Annotated in this window: 18 protein-coding genes; 11 read left to right on the top strand and 7 right to left on the bottom strand. The window is 38.0% G+C overall.

Annotated features, from left to right (window positions below; translation table 11 throughout):
* Nucleotides 1-178 precede the first annotated feature (178 nt).
* Nucleotides 179-2,614 (top strand): TonB-dependent receptor, encoded by a 2,436-nt coding sequence (locus tag AC23ME_RS10115; protein ID WP_487727633.1) that lies wholly within the window; start codon nt 179-181, stop codon nt 2,612-2,614.
* Between the two features lie 170 nt (nt 2,615-2,784).
* On the opposite strand, the gene AC23ME_RS10110 is transcribed toward AC23ME_RS10115, so the two are convergent.
* The 3 genes from AC23ME_RS10110 to AC23ME_RS10100 all read right to left on the bottom strand — a co-directional run bounded on the left by AC23ME_RS10110 (nt 2,785) and on the right by AC23ME_RS10100 (nt 5,633).
* Nucleotides 2,785-4,131, bottom strand: a complete 1,347-nt coding sequence (locus AC23ME_RS10110) for a deoxyguanosinetriphosphate triphosphohydrolase (RefSeq protein ID WP_487727749.1) — start codon at nt 4,129-4,131, stop codon at nt 2,785-2,787.
* 61 nt (nt 4,132-4,192) lie between these two features.
* The gene (locus AC23ME_RS10105) at nt 4,193-4,648 is read right to left on the bottom strand and encodes an SRPBCC family protein (RefSeq protein ID WP_487727632.1); all 456 of its coding nucleotides are present in this window, start codon (nt 4,646-4,648) and stop codon (nt 4,193-4,195) included.
* Nucleotide 4,649: 1 nt separating this feature from the next.
* Nucleotides 4,650-5,633 carry an alpha/beta hydrolase gene (locus AC23ME_RS10100; protein WP_487727631.1) on the bottom strand — a complete coding sequence of 328 codons (984 nt, stop codon included), beginning with the start codon at nt 5,631-5,633 and terminating at the stop codon, nt 4,650-4,652.
* A gap of 69 nt (nt 5,634-5,702) precedes the next feature.
* Between AC23ME_RS10100 and AC23ME_RS10095 the strand changes: the two genes are divergently transcribed.
* Together AC23ME_RS10095 and AC23ME_RS10090 are read left to right on the top strand one after the other, a co-directional pair.
* Nucleotides 5,703-6,674, top strand: coding sequence for a polyprenyl synthetase family protein (locus tag AC23ME_RS10095; RefSeq protein ID WP_487727630.1), 972 nt, complete (start codon nt 5,703-5,705; stop codon nt 6,672-6,674).
* Nucleotides 6,674-7,723, top strand: a complete 1,050-nt coding sequence (locus AC23ME_RS10090; RefSeq protein WP_487727629.1) for a TerC family protein — start codon at nt 6,674-6,676, stop codon at nt 7,721-7,723. The genes AC23ME_RS10095 and AC23ME_RS10090 overlap by 1 nt, the downstream gene beginning before the upstream one ends.
* 78 nt (nt 7,724-7,801) lie before the next feature.
* Here the strand turns inward: AC23ME_RS10090 and ruvC are convergent, their stop codons facing one another.
* Nucleotides 7,802-8,368 (bottom strand): crossover junction endodeoxyribonuclease RuvC, encoded by a 567-nt coding sequence (gene ruvC / locus AC23ME_RS10085; RefSeq protein WP_487727628.1) that lies wholly within the window; start codon nt 8,366-8,368, stop codon nt 7,802-7,804.
* 109 nt (nt 8,369-8,477) lie between these two features.
* Here ruvC and AC23ME_RS10080 point away from each other — a divergent pair, with 109 nt between their 5' ends.
* The 5 genes from AC23ME_RS10080 to AC23ME_RS10060 all read left to right on the top strand — a co-directional run bounded on the left by AC23ME_RS10080 (nt 8,478) and on the right by AC23ME_RS10060 (nt 13,849).
* Nucleotides 8,478-9,455 (top strand): hypothetical protein, encoded by a 978-nt coding sequence (locus tag AC23ME_RS10080; RefSeq protein WP_487727627.1) that lies wholly within the window; start codon nt 8,478-8,480, stop codon nt 9,453-9,455.
* Nucleotides 9,433-10,566: a glycosyltransferase family 2 protein gene (locus tag AC23ME_RS10075; RefSeq protein ID WP_487727626.1), complete on the top strand. Its 1,134-nt coding sequence runs from the start codon at nt 9,433-9,435 to the stop codon at nt 10,564-10,566. The genes AC23ME_RS10080 and AC23ME_RS10075 overlap by 23 nt, the downstream gene beginning before the upstream one ends.
* A 1-nt stretch (nt 10,567) precedes the next feature.
* Nucleotides 10,568-11,713, top strand: a complete 1,146-nt coding sequence (locus tag AC23ME_RS10070) for an ABC transporter permease (protein ID WP_487727625.1) — start codon at nt 10,568-10,570, stop codon at nt 11,711-11,713.
* 310 nt (nt 11,714-12,023) lie between these two features.
* The gene (rnhB, locus tag AC23ME_RS10065) at nt 12,024-12,629 is read left to right on the top strand and encodes a ribonuclease HII (protein WP_487727624.1); all 606 of its coding nucleotides are present in this window, start codon (nt 12,024-12,026) and stop codon (nt 12,627-12,629) included.
* A complete protein-coding gene (locus AC23ME_RS10060; protein WP_487727623.1) occupies nt 12,626-13,849 on the top strand; it encodes a glycosyltransferase family 4 protein in 1,224 nt (407 codons plus the stop codon). The genes rnhB and AC23ME_RS10060 overlap by 4 nt, the downstream gene beginning before the upstream one ends.
* Nucleotides 13,850-13,876: 27 nt before the next feature.
* Here the strand turns inward: AC23ME_RS10060 and AC23ME_RS10055 are convergent, their stop codons facing one another.
* The 3 genes from AC23ME_RS10055 to AC23ME_RS10045 form a co-directional block, all read right to left on the bottom strand.
* The gene (locus tag AC23ME_RS10055) at nt 13,877-14,326 is read right to left on the bottom strand and encodes a DoxX family protein (protein ID WP_487727622.1); all 450 of its coding nucleotides are present in this window, start codon (nt 14,324-14,326) and stop codon (nt 13,877-13,879) included.
* Nucleotides 14,327-14,427: 101 nt separating this feature from the next.
* Nucleotides 14,428-14,868: a carboxymuconolactone decarboxylase family protein gene (locus AC23ME_RS10050; protein ID WP_487727621.1), complete on the bottom strand. Its 441-nt coding sequence runs from the start codon at nt 14,866-14,868 to the stop codon at nt 14,428-14,430.
* A gap of 140 nt (nt 14,869-15,008) precedes the next feature.
* Nucleotides 15,009-15,590 (bottom strand): Crp/Fnr family transcriptional regulator, encoded by a 582-nt coding sequence (locus tag AC23ME_RS10045; RefSeq protein ID WP_487727620.1) that lies wholly within the window; start codon nt 15,588-15,590, stop codon nt 15,009-15,011.
* Nucleotides 15,591-15,738: 148 nt separating this feature from the next.
* Here AC23ME_RS10045 and AC23ME_RS10040 point away from each other — a divergent pair, with 148 nt between their 5' ends.
* The 3 genes from AC23ME_RS10040 to odhB all read left to right on the top strand — a co-directional run bounded on the left by AC23ME_RS10040 (nt 15,739) and on the right by odhB (nt 21,260).
* On the top strand, nt 15,739-17,025 hold the full coding sequence (locus AC23ME_RS10040; RefSeq protein ID WP_487727619.1) for a DASH family cryptochrome: 1,287 nt from the start codon (nt 15,739-15,741) through the stop codon (nt 17,023-17,025).
* A gap of 115 nt (nt 17,026-17,140) precedes the next feature.
* A complete protein-coding gene (locus AC23ME_RS10035) occupies nt 17,141-19,939 on the top strand; it encodes a 2-oxoglutarate dehydrogenase E1 component (protein ID WP_487727618.1) in 2,799 nt (932 codons plus the stop codon).
* Nucleotides 19,940-20,033: 94 nt separating this feature from the next.
* On the top strand, nt 20,034-21,260 hold the full coding sequence (gene odhB, locus AC23ME_RS10030) for a 2-oxoglutarate dehydrogenase complex dihydrolipoyllysine-residue succinyltransferase (RefSeq protein WP_487727617.1): 1,227 nt from the start codon (nt 20,034-20,036) through the stop codon (nt 21,258-21,260).
* Nucleotides 21,261-21,495 lie beyond the last annotated feature (235 nt).

The raw sequence follows: 21,495 nt of genomic DNA, 5'->3' as shown, positions 1-21,495 counted from the left end.
AAATGAGTAATGCTTGTTTGGGATTTTCCTTTTTATACCAAACCATTCGCCGCCTAAAAAATGCAATTCACCGAGAGTTTCCTACAAGTTGTGAGAAATTACTTTATCGGCCCTGTAACAAAATATACCTTTGAAAGACTAATACGTACAAAACAACACAAAGAAATTATTAACTCTAATGAAAAAACTACTACTCATCTGTTTCACTTTACTAACGGTAATCACTGCGAAAGCTCAGTTCCCAATGATGGGGGGTGGCAATGCCGCTCCAAAAGTGACTGGTCGTATATCTGCAACTATTATCGATTCATTAACTAAACAACCTGTAGAATATGCTACAGTGTCGGTAATCAATACAAAAACTAATAAGGCTGTAAATGGTGGCTTAACCGATGCAAAGGGTAAAGTTGCAATTTCGGGTATTGCTCCAGGCGACTATAAAATGGTAGTTGGTTTTATCGGTTACACCACTAAAAATGTAATGGTTAAAACTACGCCAGAAAAGCCAGATAATAACTTAGGTAATATTGTGCTTGCCGGAAGCGCTAGTACGTTGGCCGAAGTAACTATTGAAGGTAAGAAAAACGTAGTGGAGAACAAGATAGACCGTATGGTTTACAACGCAGAAGCTGATGCAACCAACGCAGGTGGAGATGCAACTGACGTAATGCGTAAAGTACCAATGTTATCTGTTGATATGAATGGTAACGTTCAATTACGTGGAAGTGCAGTTAGGGTTTTAATTAACGGCAAACCGTCAGGAACTATGGCAAATAGCGTAGCTGATGCTTTGAAAATGATCCCTGCAGAGCAAATCAAAAGTGTTGAGGTAATCACTAATCCATCAGCAAAATACGAAGCAGAAGGTTCTGGTGGTATCATCAATATTATTACTAAAAAGAGTAATGCAGAAGGTGTAAGTGGCTCGGTAAATGCATCGGCAGGTACGCGTCAAAATAATGGTAACTTCAATTTAACCGCTAAAAGTGGTCGTTTTAGTGCCAATACAGCTTTAGGTGGTAGCTTTGCTTATCCTCAAGAAACGAGAACATCATTCTTAAATACAACTTCTTCAGGTGATGTACTACAAAACGGAATGTCTGACTGGAAAAGAGAAGGCTTTAATGGTAGCTTAGGTTTGGATTACGATTTTAATGCTTACAACAACTTAAGTACAAATGCTAAATACAACAGCTTCTATAATGGTGGACCTTCTGGATCTAGTATATTTACAAATAATGTTGCAGATGGAACTGTGGTTGGTAGAAGCGATATGGGTAACAATAACTTAGATTGGAACTTAGATTACAGACGCACTAGCAAAAAACAAGGCGAAGAATTTTCTATCGCTGGTCAGTTAATAAGAGGTAGAAACACTAATGAGTTTGTAAACGATCACCTAGATGCATTTGGTGTGAGAGAATCTTATACAGAAAGCAGCAACGTAGGTAGAAATAGAGAATACACCTTACAGACGGATTATGTATATCCTTTTAGTAAAACTGTTACTTTCGAAATAGGGGCGAAAGGGATTTTAAGAAATATCAGAAGTGAATTTGCTAGAAATTCTGCTCAAGATTTCGATTATGATCAAAATGTAGGAGCTGCATATTCAACTATTGCTTTTGACTTAACAAAAAAGATCAAGTTTAAAGGGGGGATTAGAGGCGAGTACACAGAAATCGGTTTTACAAATGCCAATGGCGTGCCAGTTAAAAACGATTATTTTAACTTGTTTCCAAGTGCTATACTTTCGCAAACTATTAACGGTATGACAACCATAAAGTTAGCGTATAACAAAAGGGTGCAACGTCCAAGTTTAGCTTTTTTAAATCCTTTTCTTAACGATACCAATCCATTCAATGTAATGCAGGGTAATCCGGATTTGGATCCAGAGCTAAGCCATAACGTAGAACTTGGATATTCGACTTTCATTAAAGGCTCTATGATTAACGCTTCGTTATTTTATAGAAATACAAGAAATGTGATTGAAAATTTCAACAGAGAGTATGTTTCTCCAACTACTGGACTAGAAGGGGTTTTGACTACCTATAACAACATTGGAACTACACAGAGTTTTGGTGCAAACGTTTTTGCATCTTATAATCCAACTCCAAAATGGACTTTAATGACCAACGTAGGTGTAAATACTTATGAAATTGAGAACAACGATCCTAATAGAATTGGAATGCACGAAGGAACTTATTTAAATTATAACTTCTTTTTACGTTCTGCTACTGCATTTAAAGGTGGTTGGAATTTAGAATTGTTTGGTGTAGTGAATTCACCTCGTTATACTTTCCAAAGCAAAACAGATCCAATGTTTTTCTATGGTGGTGGCGTGAAAAAGGATTTGATGAAAAAGCAAGCCTCTTTAGGATTGAGTTTGTTGAACCCTTTCAATAGAGATCTACATATTAAAACAGTTTCGCAATCTGGTCCATCTTTTGCGCAAACATCAAACATTTATTATCCGCTACGTCAAATTAGCTTAAACTTTAGCTATAAATTCGGTAAGTTGAAATTCACTGAGAAAAAGAAAATCAAAAATGACGACGTGAAGCAAGACCAACAACAAGGTGGCGGCATGGGCGGCATGGGACAAGGTAAATAAAATCTAAAGTATAAAATAGAAAATGGTCGATGCTTTATCAGCATCGACCATTTTCTATTATTATTGATCTCGTCATTGCGAGGTACGAAGCAATCTTACTATTAAAGAATAAACTACGCTTTAAGATTGCTTCGTACCTCGCAATGACGTAATGCTGTTAGGCGAACATGCTAAGTCACCGATGGGAATGAAATACCCTTGATTTTACCATACAGTTCAACTGCATACAAATCAGTCATTCCAGAAACAAAATCTAATACGCTTTGTACACGTGAATACAAATCTTCCTTTTCGGTATGAAATTGTTTTGGGATCAGCTGTACCAACTTTCTGTAGTAATGGGTATCGTTATTTACCAACGCAGGTACAAATTCTTCTAACAAACCAGCCATCACTTTGTAACCCGAAACCTCTTTGGCAATAACAGACTGGTAGTTGTAGATTTTTTCTACAGAGATTTTCTCGATAGTTTTCCAAGCCTGTAAGTAATGCTGAGGCAGTGCATCGGTTAAGCTCTTATTAAAAGTACCGCTTAAAATTGCCTTTTGCTCATCGTAAAAAATACGAGAACATTCACCTATTAAAGTGCTGATAGCTTTTGCACGTAATAATCCTACTTTTGCATCATCATCTTCCAAATCATTTTTTAAGCGCTCTTCAAGTTTATCGCTGTTGCATAATGGCAATAATAGTTCCTTAACTTCATCAAAACTTAGTATCTGCAAACGGTGCGCATCTTCTAAATCAATAATTCCGTAACAGATATCATCAGCCGCTTCTACCAAATACGCCAATGGATGACGAAAATACCCCAATGGATTTTCACCATCTTTAAGCATACCTAATTCCTCAGCAATCTTTCTAAAAATCTCCTTCTCAGATTGAAAAAATCCATATTTTTTGCGGTGTAGTTTCGATTTTTCTCCTCCAATAATTGATTCGCAAGGATACTTTCCGATAGCAGCAAGTGTAGAATAGGTTAGTGCATAAGCGCCATTTCCTTTTCCTTCAAAAGGATGAGTAAGGATGCGGATGGCGTTGGCATTACCTTCAAATTTTGTAAAATCTTTTTTCTGTTCTTCGGCTAATTGATCTAGGTAGAATTTGCCTTCGCCGTTGGTGAAATATCTCGAAATCGCAGCTTCGCCAGAGTGACCAAAAGCTGGGTTCCCCAAATCGTGCGCCAAAGCTGCTGCGGCTACAATGTTGCCTACTTCGCTCATTAAAGGTACTTCGCTATCAATATTTGGGTTATCTTTTTTGGTTTGATTATAGAAAATCCTCCCCAAAGAACGACCAACACTTGCTACCTCTAAGCTGTGCGTTAAACGATTGTGAACAAATACGCTGCCCGGTAAAGGGAAAACCTGAGTTTTGTTCTGCAACCTTCTAAAAGGCGAAGAAAATATTAACCTGTCGTAGTCTATTTGAAATTGCGATCTAGCTTCGTCTGTATCTCTCGGCGACCTATCTTCGTGTCCCCAACGCTTTGCCGAAAGCAAATTTTTCCATTCCATCATATAAAAAAGCGATATTCTTAAAATTGCATCGCAAATGTACGTTTATCGACCTAATAAATTATTTTTTCAAAAACTTATCGCCAATTAAATTAAGTTTCAAGCCATGCTCTAGATACGCCTTTAAGCCGTCCAGTACGGTAGTAAATCCTCCAGTAGAATCTTTAATGATTGCTATCAAATCATCACCTGTTTGATGAAAGCCATAGTTTTTGATCACTACATACGTGCTATTATCATCACCTGCTTCGAAACTAAAGTCTATTGTAGTAGCAGGTTCATCCCACTCGGCAATAATTTTCCGATCTGGAACAATTTCCTTTACCAAAACATCCGCAGATGCGCCATACATTTCCCATTGCCAATTTACGCTTTTGCCAACTTCTAGCTTGCCAGAAGATTTTGTGAACCAAAAATTCGTAGTAATGGAAGGATCGATGAAGGCATTAAAAACTTCTTTGGCTGGCTTTCTAATGAGCATTTGAGTTTCTACACAAGGTTGGTTTTTGTTTTCCATATTAGTTGACGTGTTTTTTCGCAAAGCTATTTATTGCCATTTCTACGCTAGCTAAATCTTTCGATGTAATGTAAGAACCAACTACATGGTTTCCGGTATTAGGTAAGGCAAGTTTTTCTTTTTTATCCACTGGTGTGCCCAATGCCTCAAACATTTCTAGCATAGCTGATACCTTTACTACTGGATCCTGCTCCTTCTCGTTTTTGTAGTAGTAAAGCATTAATGTTGGTTGTTTCACTTTTTCAAAGGTCTGTTTGGTCATTGCACTTTCCAATAATTCTTGCAGTTGTACTACAGACTCTAAACGGTAATGATCGTACCAAAATTTCTTGTAGATTGGAGTTTTTCCGTCTAACACGCGTTCATCGCCACCACTTACTTTTCTGGCAATTTGCAACCCCCAGGGATTATTCAATAACCAAACTTTATCATCATTAATAGCAATATTTGGAGAAAGCAATACCAAGCTATGTACTTCTGGGTAAGCTGCGGCTAATTGCAAGGCTAACGTTCCGCCAGTAGAAGTGCCAACTAAAATTACTTTCTTGCCTAGCTTTTTGCCAATTGCGAAAGCTTCTTTGGCGGTTTCCCAGATTTTGTCTGCAGTAAAATATTGCATTGGTGCAATGGTGTCAATGCCATGATCTGCCAAACGAGCCAAGTAAAGATTAGCCTTAATTGATTTGGCAAAGTTGATGTGAACTGGATTGCCTTCTTCTTTTGAGGCCGAAAATCCGTGAAGATAAACAACAGCGTATTCCGTTTGCTGATGGTTAATGCTGTCTACCCAAACTATTTCAGCTTCGTTTCCAGGTTTTATTTTGTGCCTGCCTTCTTGAGATTCAATGTAAGTTTCAAGTTTTTCGATACTTGGCATAGAAGGTAATGCCGCTTGATATTTAGCTTTTGTGGTGCTAGGACCAGCGAAGTAAACAATGATTAATACGATAAAAAGCGCTACTAGAATTTTAAAGAAGGTCTTCATGCGAATAGTTTCATTAAAAATACGCCTTTTAATAGAAATTCAGCTAAGTTTGCAAACACATTTTTGCCAATGTCTCAAATAGATCGAATTAAGCAACCTATTGCCGCAGAAATTGATGCCTTTGAAGTGAAATTCAAGGAATCGATGCAGAGTAGTGCGCCCCTGCTTAACAGAATTACTCATTATATTGTAAAGAGAAAAGGGAAGCAAATGCGACCTATGTTTGTATTTTTTGCAGCCAAACTTTGCGGTGGCATTGTAGAATCTACACACAGAGGTGCCGCTTTGGTAGAGCTATTGCACACGGCAACTTTGGTTCACGATGACGTAGTGGATAATGCCTACGAGCGTCGCGGATTCTTCTCTATCAATGCACTTTGGAAAAACAAAATTGCGGTTTTAGTAGGTGATTATCTGCTTTCTAAAGGCTTGCTGCTTTCGGTAAACAACAACGAATTTCAATTGTTGAAGATTGTATCTGAAGCGGTACAACAGATGAGTGAAGGTGAGCTTCTACAAGTGGAGAAGGTACGCAGAATGGATATCAGCGAAGAGTTGTATTTCAACGTGATACGTCAGAAGACAGCATCGTTAATTGCTTCTTGTTGCGCTTGTGGGGCAGCTTCTTCGGGTGCTTCGGAAGAAGATATTGAAAAGATGCGTTTGTTTGGGGAGTTAGTTGGTATTGCTTTCCAGATTAAGGATGATACTTTTGATTTTGGAACCGATGATGTTGGTAAACCTTTGGGTATCGATATTAAAGAGAAAAAAGTGACTTTGCCGTTAATTTATGCTTTAAACAGAGTAGAAAAGTCAGAGCGTAAAAACATCATTAATTTGGTTAAAAATCATAATGACGACCCGAAGAAAATACAGCAGATCATCGATTTTGTAAATGCGAACGAGGGAGTGCATTATGCCAACCAAAAAATGCTAGAATATCAAAACAAGGCATTCGAAATTTTGGATACATTCCCAGATGGAGATGCAAAAACAGGTTTACAACAACTGGTAAAATATACAACAGAACGTAAAAAATAATGTCGCACGAGTTATTATTCATTGGCGGATTTCTACTTTTCATCGTATTTATCCTTGCCCTAGATTTAGGTCTTTTCAGCAAAAGAGAACATGTGGTAAGCTTAAAGCAAGCGGGCATCATGAGTTTCATTATGGTGATGCTGGCACTTGGCTTTTATTTATTACTCGTTTTAAAAGGCGACTATCTACATGGGATAGACAGCATGGAGCGGTTGAAGGAAGTGATCGTAGCACATAAACACCCTATATCCATTATTCCTGGTAATTTCGAAGCTAGTTTAGCTTTGTATAAGCAAAATCTTGGTATAGAGTTTTTAACTGGTTATGTTGTTGAGTACGCTCTGTCGGTAGATAATATCTTTGTGATTGTACTGATTTTCTCTGCTTTTTCAGTTCCAGAAAAATACTATCACAGGGTTTTATTTTGGGGGATTTTAGGAGCAATCATCATGAGGTTTATCTTCATTTTTGTTGGTGCAGCCCTAATTAATCAATTCGAGTGGATTTTATATGTGTTCGGAGCTTTCCTAGTTTTTACTGGGGTAAAGATGTTTTTCTCGAAAGACGAAGATGAAAAGATCGATCCTGAAAACCATCCAGTAGTTAAATTTGCGTCGAAATTTTTCAAAATTCATCCTAGGTATGAAGGCAAAAATTTCTTCCATAAAATAAATGGCAAGAAGCACGTAACGCCTTTGTTTTTGGTATTACTGATTGTAGAATTTACTGATTTAATTTTCGCTGTAGACTCAATTCCTGCAATTTTTGCAGTAACTAAAGATGCTTACATCGTGTTCTTTTCCAATATTTTTGCCATTATGGGTTTACGTTCTATGTTCTTCCTTTTGGTGAATATCATCCATAAATTTCACTACTTAAAAACGGGTTTGGCAGTATTGCTTACTTTCATCGGTGTGAAAATGTTAGGTCACGGTTATTTGAAAGCTTGGGGTTTCACTACAGAACACTCCCTAATCATTATTGTGGGTATATTGGCGTTAAGTATTGTTGCTTCGTTGGCGTTTCCGAAGAAAGTGTTGGAAAAGTAAGGTTTTTGTCCTCATCCTGAATTTATTTCAGAATCTGTAGTTTTATTAAGATGAGAGGAATTAGTATTCTAAATTTAATTACTTCACCCTTTTTTTATTATCACTCACAAAAGCTTCCCAGCCAGAGTACGATTTACTTTTTCCACCACCGGTAGGAATTCTTTGGAAAGAATGACAAACAGCTGCCGCCAAACCATCGGTAGCATCTAAAAATTCTGGAGTTTCTTTAAAGTTTAATAGTCGTTGCAACATTGCGGCAACTTGCTCTTTTGTGGCAGTTCCTTTTCCGGTAATAGATTGCTTAATTTTTCTTGGCGCATATTCAGCTACCGGAATATTTTTAGAAAGTGCAGCGGCCATACAAATTCCTTGTGCTCTACCCAGTTTCAGCATTACCTGTATATTTTTTCCATAGAACGGAGCTTCAATTGCTAAAGCATCCGGTTTGTAGGTTTCTATCAAAACCATTGTTTTTTCGAAAATGCGTTGAAGTTTAAGGAAATGGTCGTCTAAATGGTCCATCCGAACAATGCCCAGGGTAATCAATTCCATCTTACTGCCTTTCTCCAAAATTACGCCATATCCCATAATTGCAGTTCCTGGATCAATCCCTAAAATAACACGTTCCTTTTTTTCAACAACCATAGCACAAAAATAGAACTTATTTATTCAATCTCTTGTTAATCTAAAAATACCCTAGTAACCATACGCAACTCAAGTTAATTACCCATATTTGCATTACAAAAGCGAAATTTTGACATCCAGTTATAAAAAAATACTAACCACCTTTATCAAAGTAGCCGTTGTGGCTTTTGCTTTTTGGTTCATTTACAATAAGCTCACTAAACATAACGATCTTAAAGAATTTGTAAAGTTATTGGAAGCTATTCCCGACCAACAGATTTGGCTGGTGATGGGTAGCACCTTTTTGCTGATGCTTTTTAACTGGAGTTTAGAAGCCGTTAAATGGAAACAGCTGATCGAAAGGGTTGAGCAAATCAGTTTATGGCGAGCAATAGAATCGGTTTTTTGCGGTTTAACCTGGGCAGTTTTTACGCCAAACAGATTAGGAGAATACGGTGGTAGGGTGTTCTTTCTATCTCCCAAAAGAAGAATTATTGGCGTAGTTGCTATGACGGTTGGAAACATTGGTCAGTTAGTGCTCACAAATGTATTTGGGGCCATTGCTGTCTGCGTTTTTGTACATGGCTTTATTCCATTAGAACCCATTATTTTTGCAGCAGTTTGTGGTTTGGCAGCAGTGTTCGCTCTGTTTTTTCTGATATTCTATTTCAATATTAAGTGGCTAAACGGCTTATTGCTTTCCATAAAGTTCACAAGAAAATACAAGAAATTTTATTCGGTATTGGCCCGATATAAAAAGAAAGAGTTACTACAGATTTTATTGTTTTGCCTGGCAAGATACGCTGTCTTTACCACACAATACATCATCATGTTTTTGTGGTTAATTCCAAATTTAAGCGCTGCAGATATCATCATGTTAGTACCTATTTTATTTTTTGTACAATCTACCTTACCATCTTTAGATTTACTAGATATTGGCATTAGAAGTGTAACTGCGCTGTTCTTCTTCAAATACGTAACTACACAAAATACAGCCGTTGTAGCATGTATTGCGAGCATTTGGCTTATCAATATCATAATTCCTGCTATCTTAGGCTCATATTTCGTTTTTAAACTCAACTTCTTTGGAAATACTCGACGCGATTAATTACTTCTCTGCTTTTTTAACCCTCATCTATGTGTTTGTGGTCATCACTTTCATTATCGGGTGGATTAGAATTAAGCCGTATTTTAAAAGCTCGAAACACCCATCAACCATTGTTTCAATTATCATTGCAGCACGTGACGAAGAAGATAAGATTGCCAAGACAATTGATGATGTGTTGGCACAAAGTTATCCGAGAGAACTGTTTGAAGTTATTATTATCGATGACCATTCTACAGACCGTACTGCAGGAATTGTTAGGTCTTACGAAGGTGTTCACTTAATACAATTGAACGAAGAAAAAGCACTCAACTCCTACAAAAAAATGGCTATCCAAACAGCAATTGGCCAAGCCAAGGGCGATTTGATTATTACTACAGATGCCGACTGTAGAATGGGAGCACAGTGGTTGGCAACCATTGTCAATTATTACGAAGCAACTGGCTGCAAAATGATTTCATCGCCTGTGGCATATTTTGAAGAAAAGAGCTTTTTTGAACGTGCACAAGCGTTAGAGTTTGCCTATTTGATAGGTTTGGGCGCATCAACCATCGGCAATAAAAATCCGAGCACTTGCAACGGAGCAAATTTAGCTTACGAGAAAAAAGCATTCTTTGAGGTTGGCGGTTTTAAAGGGATTGATGATTTGGCCAGCGGCGATGATGAACTGCTGTTGCACAAAATGTCGGCTATTTACGGCGATAAAATTGGCTTCCTTAAAAACAAGGATGCCGTAGTTTACACCCATGCAAAATCAACTGTTAGCGAGTTTATTCAACAGCGTAAACGTTGGGCCTCAAAAAGTACCCGCTACAAAGATAAATCGGTAATTATTTTAGGCGTAAGCGTTTGGTTGTTCAACCTTAGCATTATCGTAAACGCTTTATTGGCGATATTTTTTCCCGTAAGTACGATACCTTTTCTAGTTTTTCAATTGGCAGCAAAGCTGGTTTTCGAGTTTGTTTTCCTTAATAATATGATGGATTTTTTCAAAAGAAGAGCGCTGTTGTGGTGGTTGCCTATTTTAAATGTTTTGCATATCATCTACATTGTTTATATTGGCATTGCCGGAAATTCGGGCAAATATAATTGGAAAGGCCGCATGGTAAAATAACATGGCAAATACTACACAATCTGCTAAGGTTTGGAAAAAGTTTAAACGAAATACGCTCGCTCTAATTGGCCTTATTTTTATAGTTTTAATGGTAATTATTGGTGCACTGGGTTATTTGATAACACCAGACCAAACGCCCTACGCCAATACTCAACAACTACAAATTGGTAAAGAAAAACCAGGTAGTAAGTTTAAATTCTTAATTGTTCAAAGGTATAACAACGTAAAAGACGTCGGTTTTTTTGAAAAGATGTTGTACGGCCAGCCAGCAAAATTTAAAAGTGTACCAATAACATCGTATAAAATTGTGAACGATGAGGTTCATGCTTACGAGTACATTGGCGAAGAAAAAAATGCTACTCCAACAGTATATAAACTTAAAGAGCTTTGCCACAGCTGTACGCTGCCGAGCAAATTAGGTAGTACGCAAATGCTCTTCGAACAAAAGAATATCTACGAGCAAAAATTTTGGTTAGGTACAGATGTTTACGGCAGAGATTTACTTAGTCGCTTAATTCTGGGCATAAGGGTTTCGCTTTCTGTAGGCCTAATGGCAGTACTTATTTCTATGTTTATTGGCGTAGGTTTGGGTGCAATTGCAGGTTTTTACGGTGGTAAAATAGATGCAGCCATCAGCTGGTTTATGAATGTAATTTGGTCATTGCCGTCGCTACTTTTGGTCATCGCTATTTCTTTTGCCCTGGGTAAAGGTTTTTGGCAAATTTTCATCGCCGTAGGTTTGTCTACTTGGGTAGATGTGGCACGTTTAGTCCGCGGGCAGGTAATGGCGTTAAAGCAAGTTGAGTTTGTGGAAGCCGCAAAAGCATTAGGTTTTTCTAACAGCAGAACCATTATTAAGCATATTTTGCCAAACATCGCCGGACCAATTTTGGTAGTAGGTTCGGCAAATTTTGCGTCCGCTATTTTGCTGGAAACAGGTTTAAGTTTCTTGGGTTTTGGTGCGCAACCGCCAATGCCAAGCTGGGGTACCATGATAAAAGAACATTACGGCTATATCATTATGGATGCCGCTTATTTGGCTATGTTGCCGGGTTTGGCCATCATGCTTACTGTTTATGCCTTCAATTTAATTGCCATCGGTTTACGCGATGCCTTTGATGTAAAAGGTCAAAACACTAGCGTTTAAATTTGTTTGAAAAGCAGTTTCTGTACTAATCGGCACCGAAAGTCCCGCTTTACGCTTTATTCGCTACGCTCATGTTCGCTTCAATCGCGTTTAATTTGCAGTGCCTTTGCTATTTCTACGTTTAAAAGCACAACATGAAGTTCATTAAACCCGATTGAAACGGCAGCCCCGAGAGCGCTTGTCGAACGAGGGCTACAGTGTAAAGCGGACTGACGTTTTTAACAACACCGCCATTGCTTTTCAAAAAAATAACGAATTATAATCTTCATCACTATTGCGAGTAAGACTTTAGAAGTGCTATTTTTGTAATATGCTGTTAAACTGTTATCAAATAGAGTTAATTGAAGCTGGCTGCGATGAAGCTGGACGTGGCTGTTTAGCTGGTCCGGTGGTGGCTGCGGCGGTAATTTTGCCGAAAGATTTCTATTTGGAAGGATTAACGGATTCGAAGCAATTAACGCACAAACAACGCGACGAACTTCGCCCAATTATAGAAAAAGAAGCCTTGGCTTGGGCTGTTGCAATGGTAGACCACGAAGAAATTGACAGAATTAACATCCTCAATGCTTCCTTTTTGGCGATGCACAGAGCTTTAGATCAACTTACCCTGAAGCCTGAATATTTAGTGATTGATGGTAACAGATTTAAAGCTTATCAAGACCTAAAACACGCTTGTATTGTAAAAGGTGATGGTAAATATTTGAATATCGCTGCAGCTTCTATTTTAGCAAAAACGCATCGTGACGAGTATATGGCCAATTTGGATATCGATTTTCCAGCTTACGATTGGAAAAAAAATAAAGGATATCCAACTATTGCACACCGAAATGCCGTTATCAATATAGGTTTATCTCCCTACCACCGAAAAACATTTAATGTCCGAGATCCGCAACTAATTTTAGAATTTGAAACGTGAGAGTGTTACTGTTAAGCCATAGAGTTCCTTTTCCGCCAAACAGCGGGTATCCCATCGTAGTTTACAATACGATTAAGGGCTTACAGAAACTTGGTGCAGAAATTACGCTCTTTAGCCTCAACAATTCTAAAGAATACGTAGACGTTGATGATATTTACGATCCTGTTTTTGAAAAAATAGATTTCCATTCGTTTACGATAGATATTGAGGTAAATGTTTGGGATGCTTTTGTGAACGTATTCTCTAATCAATCTTACAATGTTTCTCGTTTCTTCGACAGTGATGCTGAAAAGGTGCTCGAAAATGTGCTAAGAGAAAAGGAGTTTGATTTAGTGCAATTTGAAGGGCTTTTTGTAGTGCCTTATTTAGATACGGTAAAACAATACAGCAAAGCAAGGCTGGTTTACAGAGCGCATCATATTGAGCATGATGTTTGGGAACGCTTAGCACAAAGAGAACGTTTTACGCCTCGAAGAACTTACTTAGATTTTCTAGCAAGAAGGTTAAAGGCTTACGAAATGGAGCAGATTAACCGTTTTCATCAGGTTTTTGCCATAAGCAATCCGGATAGGCAGAAATTATTATTAATGGGCTGCGAAACTAGATTGGATGTTTTTCCGGTGGCTTTAGATTTTGAGAAATACAATATCGATACTTCCAAAACCAGTTTTCCAACTTTATTTCACTTGGGTGCTATGGATTGGCGGCCAAATAAAGAAGGTTTGGAGTGGTTTTTAGATGAAATTTGGCCAGACATTGAAGAACTGAGTGGGGAATTGAGGTTCTACATTGCAGGTAAAAATATGCAGCAACAATTCTTCGACTACGATTCGGACAACTTGATTGTAGAAGGGGAGGTTTTTGATGCGGTAGATTTTATCAATAGTAAGGCAATCATGATTGTGCCTTTGCTTTCGGGCAGTGGTATGCGTGTAAAGATTATCGAAGGAATGGTAATGCAGAAGTGTATTATTGCTACCACCATGGCAGCAGATGGGATAGACTGCAAACACGGTAGAGATATCTTAATTGCAGATACTCCCGATGAATTTTACCGTGCCATTTTGAAATGTGTTACCCACCCAAATAAGTGGCAAGAAATAGGGAAGAACGCCCGTAAAACAGCTGAAAAGCATCACGAAGTTAATGCCAACGCAAAGCGGATGTTTGATATTTATGGGGAGTTGGTTGCAGTTAAAGACGATCCATCGGTAAGCTAATTTTCACGGGCGAAGAGAACTTTAGGTCTATCCAATTGTACTTTTTAGAGTGTTATCAATACTATACTTGTAAATCTTTACTGTACTCAATAAAAAGCAAGCTGCGGCTCCTGTCCAAACTGAATAATCAAAAGGTGCTTTAAAGCCAACGCTTATTGACATGGATACAGCAAAAGTTAATAGTAATATCCCTGAAGCAATAGCTGATGTTCTGGTTTTAAAACCAACTAATAACAGTAATGCAAAAATTACTTCTAAAGCTGTTGCTATTATTGCAGCAATTTCTCCTAATTGAGGCGATAAATAAAAATTTAATGAGTTAGAATAACTTACAAAGTTTTGCCAGTTGCCCCAACTTACACCAGCGTTTCCAGGATTGCCCCAAAAACCAAAGCGGTCTGCAACAGCAGATAAAAAGGATAGCGCAATTGCCAAACGCAAAAATAGCTGGGTAATATTTGTAGATTTTGTTTCCATAGCTTAAATTTCAATAACAAGATAAACTTACGAAGTTTCCAAAGCTTCGTAAGTTTTATGACAATATGTATTTCTAGTATTTTTGAAAAACTAAAATGGTTTTAAACTCTTGGAACTTCTAAATTCGTACTAATTGCAATTCTATTCCACCCGTTAATGGCAACACAAGCCATAATAATTTGCGCTACATAATTTTCTCCGAACGCAGTAATTGCTTGTGTATATAAATCATCGCTAACGCCGCCATTGCTAATTAAAGTGATTTGTTCAGTTAAGCCTAAAATGATTTTCTCTTCTGCAGAAAACAAATCTGTTTCACGCCATGCGTTTAATAAGAAAATACGTTGCGGAGTTTCGCCAAGTTTGATGGCATCTTTCGTATGCATATCTAAACAAAACGCACAGCCATTAATCTGTGAAGCTCTAATTTTAATTAACTCTTTATGTGATTTTTTTAAGTCTGTTGTTAGTAGATAGTTTTCAATTCCAAACATTGCTTTGTAGGCATTTGGTTCTAGCTTCGATACATCTATTCTTTTCATCTTTAAATTATTTAATTGTGATTTGATGAAACAAAGTTATGCTGTAGGTTCTTAAGAAAACTTAAACCAGTTTAAGAAAGAGATTTTTCTGAAAATTTAAACACATAGGCACATAGTTGCGATTGTTGTTCTATGTGTCTTTATTGTTTGCCAAGATGTTTCTTTTTGATCTCGCTCAGATATTCAGGTGTGAAACCTAAATAGGAAGCCAACATGTATTGTGGTACACGCTGCAAAAATGCCGGTTGGACTTTTGAGAAATAAAGATACATCTCCTCTCTAGAGTAGTCATTAATGTATTTAATTCTTAATTGAGAAGCAGCAAACGACTTTTCATAAACCTTCCTAAAATACCTTTCCATCTGAGGGAATTGGTTCAGCATCTGTTCCTGTGCTTCGTAGCTGATGGCTAACACTTCAGATTTTTCAATCGCCTGTATCGCGAAAGAGCTAACTCTCTGTTCTAGAAAGGCAAGGTTATCGGTCATCCACCAACTTTCAATAGCAAATTGAGTGGTTTGTTCAACACCTGTTTCTCTCACAAAGAATAAACGTAAACATCCTTTTAGAACAAAAAAATGATTCCTACAATGCTGACCTTCACTTAGCAACATTTGCTTTTTGCTCACAGAAAGCATTTCGAAAAAAGTGAGAATTTCGGCAAATTCAGTTTCGCTAACATTCGCAAACTTTTTAATGTGTTGGAAAAGTAAATCAGACATGGTTGGCTAAAGATAACTTTTTCTAGCTTGGTTTGTGTTTTCGGAACGTTTCGGTGTGTTAAATCTATGTAAAAATGAAGTGGCTAATAGTGCTTTGGGCTAAATTTTTCGCAAATTGCAAACACTTTAACTATGAACGGCTAAGGATATGGGTAAAAAGATTTTAGTTTGGTTTAGAAATGACCTTCGCCTGCATGATAACGAAATGCTGGTTGAAGCTATTGCTAAGGCTGACGAAATTTTGCCTGTTTACGTATTCGATCCTCGCCATTTCGAGAAAACCCAATATCATACTTACAAAACTGGTGCTACAAGAACCAAATTCTTAATAGAAAGTGTGGCTTCTTTGCAGCAATCTTTACAGGCCATGGGTGGTAATTTATTGGTGTTGCAAGGAAATCCAGAGGAAGTGTTGCCAGCTTTAGTGGTTAAACACGATATTGCAGAGGTTTACCATCACAGAGAAGTTGCAAGCGAAGAAACAGCCGTAAGTTTAAAGTTAGAAGATGCCCTTTGGAAACAGAAAATAAATCTGAAACATTTTATTGGGCACACGCTTTACAACAAGGAAGATTTACCTTTTCCAATTAAGGATATTCCTGACGTTTTTACGCAGTTTAAGAAAAAAACAGAGCGTGATGCTGTTGTAAAACCTTGCTTTCCTACACCAACTGCTATAAATTTTGCCAATGTTGACCAGTGGGGTGCAATTCCAGAAATAAGCGAGTTGTTGCAAGATGAAGCTGCTGCAATGCTTAAAATCCAATCTGAGTTTATAGGTGGAGAAAAAGAAGCGTTAGCTCACCTACACGAGTATTTGCACGCTGGCGAAGGAATGGTATTAGCCAATGCCACGTTAAAGAAACACGAAATTGTATCTAAGCTTTCTGCTTGGATGGCATTGGGCTGCTTATCGCCAAGAGAAGTGTATTGGAAAATGAAAGAGGCTGAAGCAACTCACGGTGTTAGACCTTATTTCCATCAAATTGTGTTGGGCTTGCTGTGGAGAGATTATTATCGCTTCATGTTCAAGAAATACGGTAATACTTTCTTTAAGCCTCAAGGATTTAAGAAAGACGGTATGCTTTTGCAATTGGAAAACACATCAGCTTTGCAAAACTGGAAAGACGGACAAACAGGACAGCCGTTGGTTGATGCTTGTATGCAAGAGCTGAATACTACTGGCTACATTAATCAAGCTGCGAGGCAATTGGTTGCTACCTATTTGGTTAAAGAACTTGAAATAAATTGGGTGCTTGGCGCTGCTTATTTCGAAGAGCAATTGTTAGACTATGCACCTGCAAGTAATTGGGGTAATTGGGCAGCAGTTGCAGGTGTTGGTAACGACCAAAAATTGTCAAATAGTTTCGATTTTGTGAAGCTATTGAAAATTTTAGATCCAAAAGGTGCATTCGCACAGGTCGTTCGAGCTTAAAAAAGCGTCTATATTTTAGTTACACTTTTTTAATTTATTTAAATGTGATTTTATTGCCTTTTCTAAAGGTAAAATCCTAATTTTGCAATACTTATCGTAATAGTTATATATATAAATGGATAACCTATCTTACCTTAGCGGCGACAACGCCGAATACGTTGATTCCCTATACCAGAGTTACAAAGAAGACCCTAGTTCTGTAGAGTTTGGATGGCAAAAGTTTTTTGAAGGTTTTGATTTCGGAAGAGGCGCAGATGCTCCTGCTGTAAGCGGTGGCGATGCTCCAGAGCACTTTTTGAAAGAAATTAGTGTACTAAACTTGATTAATGGCTACCGTCAACGTGGACACTTGTTTACCAAAACAAACCCAGTTAGAGAAAGACGTAAGCACTTGCCAACTCTAAATATCGAGAATTTTGGTTTAGCTACAGCTGATTTAGAAACTGTTTTTAATTCTAGTGTTGAGCTGGGTATTGGCGCAGCAAAGCTGAAAGATATTGTTGCCTTTTTAGAACAGACTTATTGTGGTTCTATTGGTGTTGAGTATAAATATTTGCGTACGCCAGAAGTACTTTCTTGGTTAGAAGGTAAAATGGAGGGCGAGCGTAACACACCAAAGTTATCTAACGATGAGAAAATGAGAGTGGTTAAAAAGTTGAACGAAGCTGTTGTTTTCGAGAACTTTTTAGGTACAAAATTCTTAGGCCAGAAGCGTTTCTCTTTAGAAGGTGCTGAGGCTTTAATTCCAGCATTAGATTCTGTAATTGAAAAAGGTGCTGATTTAGGTATTGAAGAATTTGTGGTTGGCATGGCGCACCGCGGTCGTTTGAACGTGTTGGCTAATATCATGCAAAAAAGCTATAAAGATATTTTTACAGAGTTTGAAGGAAGAAGTTACAACGAAGAGACTCCTTTTGGTGGCGATGTGAAATATCACCTAGGTTACTCTACAGATGTAACTACGAACAAAGGCAAAAGCGTTCACTTAAGCTTGTGTCCAAATCCATCGCACTTAGAAACTGTTGATGGTATTGTGGAAGGAATGAGCCGTTCGAAAATCGATTTCAAATATGCTGGAGACGATGGTCGTTTAGCACCGATCTTGATTCACGGTGATGCTTCTGTAGCTGGTCAAGGTATTGTTTACGAGGTAATACAGATGGCTGGTTTAGATGGTTACAAGACTGGTGGCACCATCCACTTGGTAATCAACAACCAAATCGGTTTTACTACCAACTACAAAGATGCTCGTTCTAGTACATACTGTACAGATATCGCTAAAGTAACTTTATCTCCAGTTTTCCACGTAAATGGTGATGATGCTGAGGCTTTAGTATATGCGATTAATTTAGCGATGGAATACCGTCAGAAATACAGAAATGATGTGTTTATCGATATTCTTTGCTACCGCAGATTTGGCCACAACGAATCGGATGAGCCTAAATTTACGCAACCTTTATTGTACAAAGCAATTGAGAAACACGATAATCCTTTAAAGATTTATGTGGCTGAATTGATTAAAGAAGGTAAGCTTGATGCAAATGGAGCTAAGGAAATGGAGAAAGAGTTTAAGGCTCATTTACAAACTTCATTAAACGAGGCAAAAGAATATAATGCAGCATTGGCTGATGTTAAATTTGGTGGTGCTTGGGCTGATATGCGTTTAGCAACTGCTAAAGATTTTGATACTTCTCCAAACACTTCTGTTAAAAAGGAAACTTTATTAGAAGTTGCGAAGAGAATTACAACATTGCCAAAAGAGAAGAAGTTCTTCAAAAAAATTGAGAAATTATTTGATGAGCGCTTGAAAATGGCAACGGATACCCATGTTTTCGATTGGGCTTTGGGCGAGCAATTAGCTTACGGTACTTTATTGGCGGAAGGTAAAAGAGTTCGTTTAAGCGGTCAAGACGTAAAACGTGGTACTTTCTCTCATCGTCATGCGGTATTAACGCTAGAAGACTCGGAAGAAGAATACACACCATTATTGAATATTTCGGAGCAACAAGCAAAATTTGATATCTATAACTCTCACTTGTCTGAGTATGGTGTTTTAGGTTTCGAATATGGTTATGCGATGGCTAACCCTAATGCGTTAACGATTTGGGAAGCACAATTCGGTGATTTCTTTAACGGAGCACAAATTGTAATTGACCAATATATCGCAAGTGCGGAAACTAAATGGCAAAGAGGAAACGGTTTGGTAATGTTATTGCCTCACGGTTACGAAGGTCAAGGTCCAGAACATTCATCTGGTCGTATTGAGCGTTTCCTAGAGTTATGTGCAGAGTACAATATGCAAATCACTAATTGTACTACGCCTGCTAACTTCTTCCACTCGTTACGTCGTCAGTTTAAACGCGATTTCCGTAAACCTTTGGTTAACTTTAGCCCTAAGAGTTTGCTACGTCATCCACTTTGTGTAAGCCCGCTAGCAGATTTTACTACTGGAGGTTTTAAAGAAGTAATTGATGACACTAACGTAAAAGTTGCTGATGTGAAGAGAGTTGTTTTCTGTTCTGGTAAAATCTATTACGATTTATTGGAAGCACAAAAAGAAAACAAAAATGTTGCTGTTGTACGTTTAGAGCAATTGTATCCAACTCCAGTTGATCAAATGGAAGCAATTGTAGCTAAATACAAAAATGCTGAAGATGTACTTTGGGTACAAGAAGAACCAGAAAACCAAGGTGCTTGGCCATATTTGTTGCGTAGATTGAGAAAAACATCTTTAAATACTATTGATGTAATTTCTAGAAAAGAAAGCAGCAGTCCGGCAACTGGTTACATGAAACAACACACTAACCAACAGGCTTACATTGTTGCTAAAACTTTCGAAACTTCGGTTGCAGAAGTAGCTAAAAAGCCACTTAAAGAAACTGCAAAAAACGCGGTTAAAGATAAAGTAGATTAAATAGATTTGAGAAACGAGATGTGAGATTTGAGACTTTGTTCATCTGCAACGTTTCAACTTTACAACATTTCAACCTTATAACATACATAAAAATATGAGTTTAGAAATCAAAGTTCCGCCAGTAGGCGAGTCGATTACCGAGGTAGTATTATCTCGTTGGGTTAAAAACGATGGCGAATTTGTGGAGATGGACGAAATTATTGCGGAGTTAGAATCAGACAAAGCAACTTTCGAACTTACTGCAGAGAAAGCAGGAACTTTAAAAATTGTTGCTAGCGAAGGTGATACGCTAGAAATTGGCGCAGTTGTTTGCTCTATCGAAGAAGGTGGTGCTGCTCCGGCTGCTGCTAAAGAAGAAGCTCCAAAGGCTGATGCGCCTGCGGCAGATAAAGCTGCGGCTCCAGTTGCAGAGAAAGAATCTAAAGATAGCTACGCTTCTGGAACTCCATCTCCGGCTGCTGGTAAAATTTTGGCAGAAAAAGGTATTGATGCAGGTAGTGTAAAAGGTACTGGCGTTGATGGTAGAATTACCAAAGAAGATGCAAACAATGCACAAGCTGGTAAACCTGCTGCTAAGGCAGAAGCTCCTAAAGCTGCTGCTCCAGCTCCAGTTGCTGGTTCAAGAAATGAGCGTGCTGAGAAAATGTCGCCATTACGTAAAACAGTTGCTAAACGTTTAGTGGCGGTTAAAAATGAAACAGCGATGTTAACTACTTTTAACGAGGTTAACATGAAGCCAATTATGGATTTACGTGCTAAATACAAAGATCAATTTAAAGAGAAACACGGTGTTGGCTTAGGCTTCATGAGTTTCTTCACTAAAGCGGTTTGCGAAGCAGCTAAAGATTTCCCTGCAGTAAATGCTCGTATTGATGGTGAGCAAATCATTTATAACGATTTCGTTGATGTATCTATCGCGGTATCTGCTCCTAAAGGTTTGGTTGTGCCAATCATTAGAAACGCAGAGAGTATGAGCTTAGCGCAAATCGAGAAAACTGTAATTGAATTAGCTACTAAAGCTAGAGATAGCAAATTGACTATCGAAGAAATGACAGGTGGAACTTTCACCATCACTAATGGTGGTGTTTTTGGTTCAATGATGTCTACACCGATTATCAATGCTCCTCAATCTGCAATTTTAGGTATGCACAACATTATCGAGCGTCCAATTGCTGAAAACAAAGAAGTGGTAATCCGTCCGATGATGTACATTGCTTTATCTTACGATCACAGAATTATCGATGGACGTGAGTCTGTAGGTTTCTTGGTAAGAGTTAAACAATTATTGGAAGATCCAGCTAGATTGTTGTTAGGAGTTTAATCTTCAACATTAAGAAATGAAATATAAAGCCTTGTTCATGAAAATGAGCAAGGCTTTTTTTGTATTTCAGTAAGCCATTCGTCATTGCGAGGAACGAAGCAATCTTAAAGCGATATATAGTTGTCTAGCGATAGTTGTAAGATTGCTTCGTTCCTCGCAATGACGGCAAGAATAAAGTTCTTTGTCTACTTTCTGTTACGTTTCATGGTTTCTAATCTGATTTTAATATTTTCGC

It is taken from the genome of Pedobacter sp. T50_32 (genome assembly GCF_057652195.1).
The sequence above is the reverse complement of the archived record's forward strand: the minus strand, read 5'-3'. Positions and strand labels throughout refer to the sequence as shown.

What these genes read in the sequence shown, in the direction of transcription:
- AC23ME_RS10115 (WP_487727633.1), top strand. Translation starts at nt 179, where the DNA reads ATGAAAAAACTACTACTCATCTGTTTCACTTTACTAACGGTAATCACT.
- AC23ME_RS10110 (WP_487727749.1), bottom strand. Translation starts at nt 4,131, where the DNA reads ATGGAATGGAAAAATTTGCTTTCGGCAAAGCGTTGGGGACACGAAGAT.
- AC23ME_RS10105 (WP_487727632.1), bottom strand. Translation starts at nt 4,648, where the DNA reads ATGGAAAACAAAAACCAACCTTGTGTAGAAACTCAAATGCTCATTAGA.
- AC23ME_RS10100 (WP_487727631.1), bottom strand. Translation starts at nt 5,633, where the DNA reads ATGAAGACCTTCTTTAAAATTCTAGTAGCGCTTTTTATCGTATTAATC.
- AC23ME_RS10095 (WP_487727630.1), top strand. Translation starts at nt 5,703, where the DNA reads ATGTCTCAAATAGATCGAATTAAGCAACCTATTGCCGCAGAAATTGAT.
- AC23ME_RS10090 (WP_487727629.1), top strand. Translation starts at nt 6,674, where the DNA reads ATGTCGCACGAGTTATTATTCATTGGCGGATTTCTACTTTTCATCGTA.
- ruvC (WP_487727628.1), bottom strand. Translation starts at nt 8,368, where the DNA reads ATGGTTGTTGAAAAAAAGGAACGTGTTATTTTAGGGATTGATCCAGGA.
- AC23ME_RS10070 (WP_487727625.1), top strand. Translation starts at nt 10,568, where the DNA reads ATGGCAAATACTACACAATCTGCTAAGGTTTGGAAAAAGTTTAAACGA.
- rnhB (WP_487727624.1), top strand. Translation starts at nt 12,024, where the DNA reads ATGCTGTTAAACTGTTATCAAATAGAGTTAATTGAAGCTGGCTGCGAT.
- AC23ME_RS10055 (WP_487727622.1), bottom strand. Translation starts at nt 14,326, where the DNA reads ATGGAAACAAAATCTACAAATATTACCCAGCTATTTTTGCGTTTGGCA.
- AC23ME_RS10050 (WP_487727621.1), bottom strand. Translation starts at nt 14,868, where the DNA reads ATGAAAAGAATAGATGTATCGAAGCTAGAACCAAATGCCTACAAAGCA.
- AC23ME_RS10045 (WP_487727620.1), bottom strand. Translation starts at nt 15,590, where the DNA reads ATGTCTGATTTACTTTTCCAACACATTAAAAAGTTTGCGAATGTTAGC.
- AC23ME_RS10040 (WP_487727619.1), top strand. Translation starts at nt 15,739, where the DNA reads ATGGGTAAAAAGATTTTAGTTTGGTTTAGAAATGACCTTCGCCTGCAT.
- AC23ME_RS10035 (WP_487727618.1), top strand. Translation starts at nt 17,141, where the DNA reads ATGGATAACCTATCTTACCTTAGCGGCGACAACGCCGAATACGTTGAT.
- odhB (WP_487727617.1), top strand. Translation starts at nt 20,034, where the DNA reads ATGAGTTTAGAAATCAAAGTTCCGCCAGTAGGCGAGTCGATTACCGAG.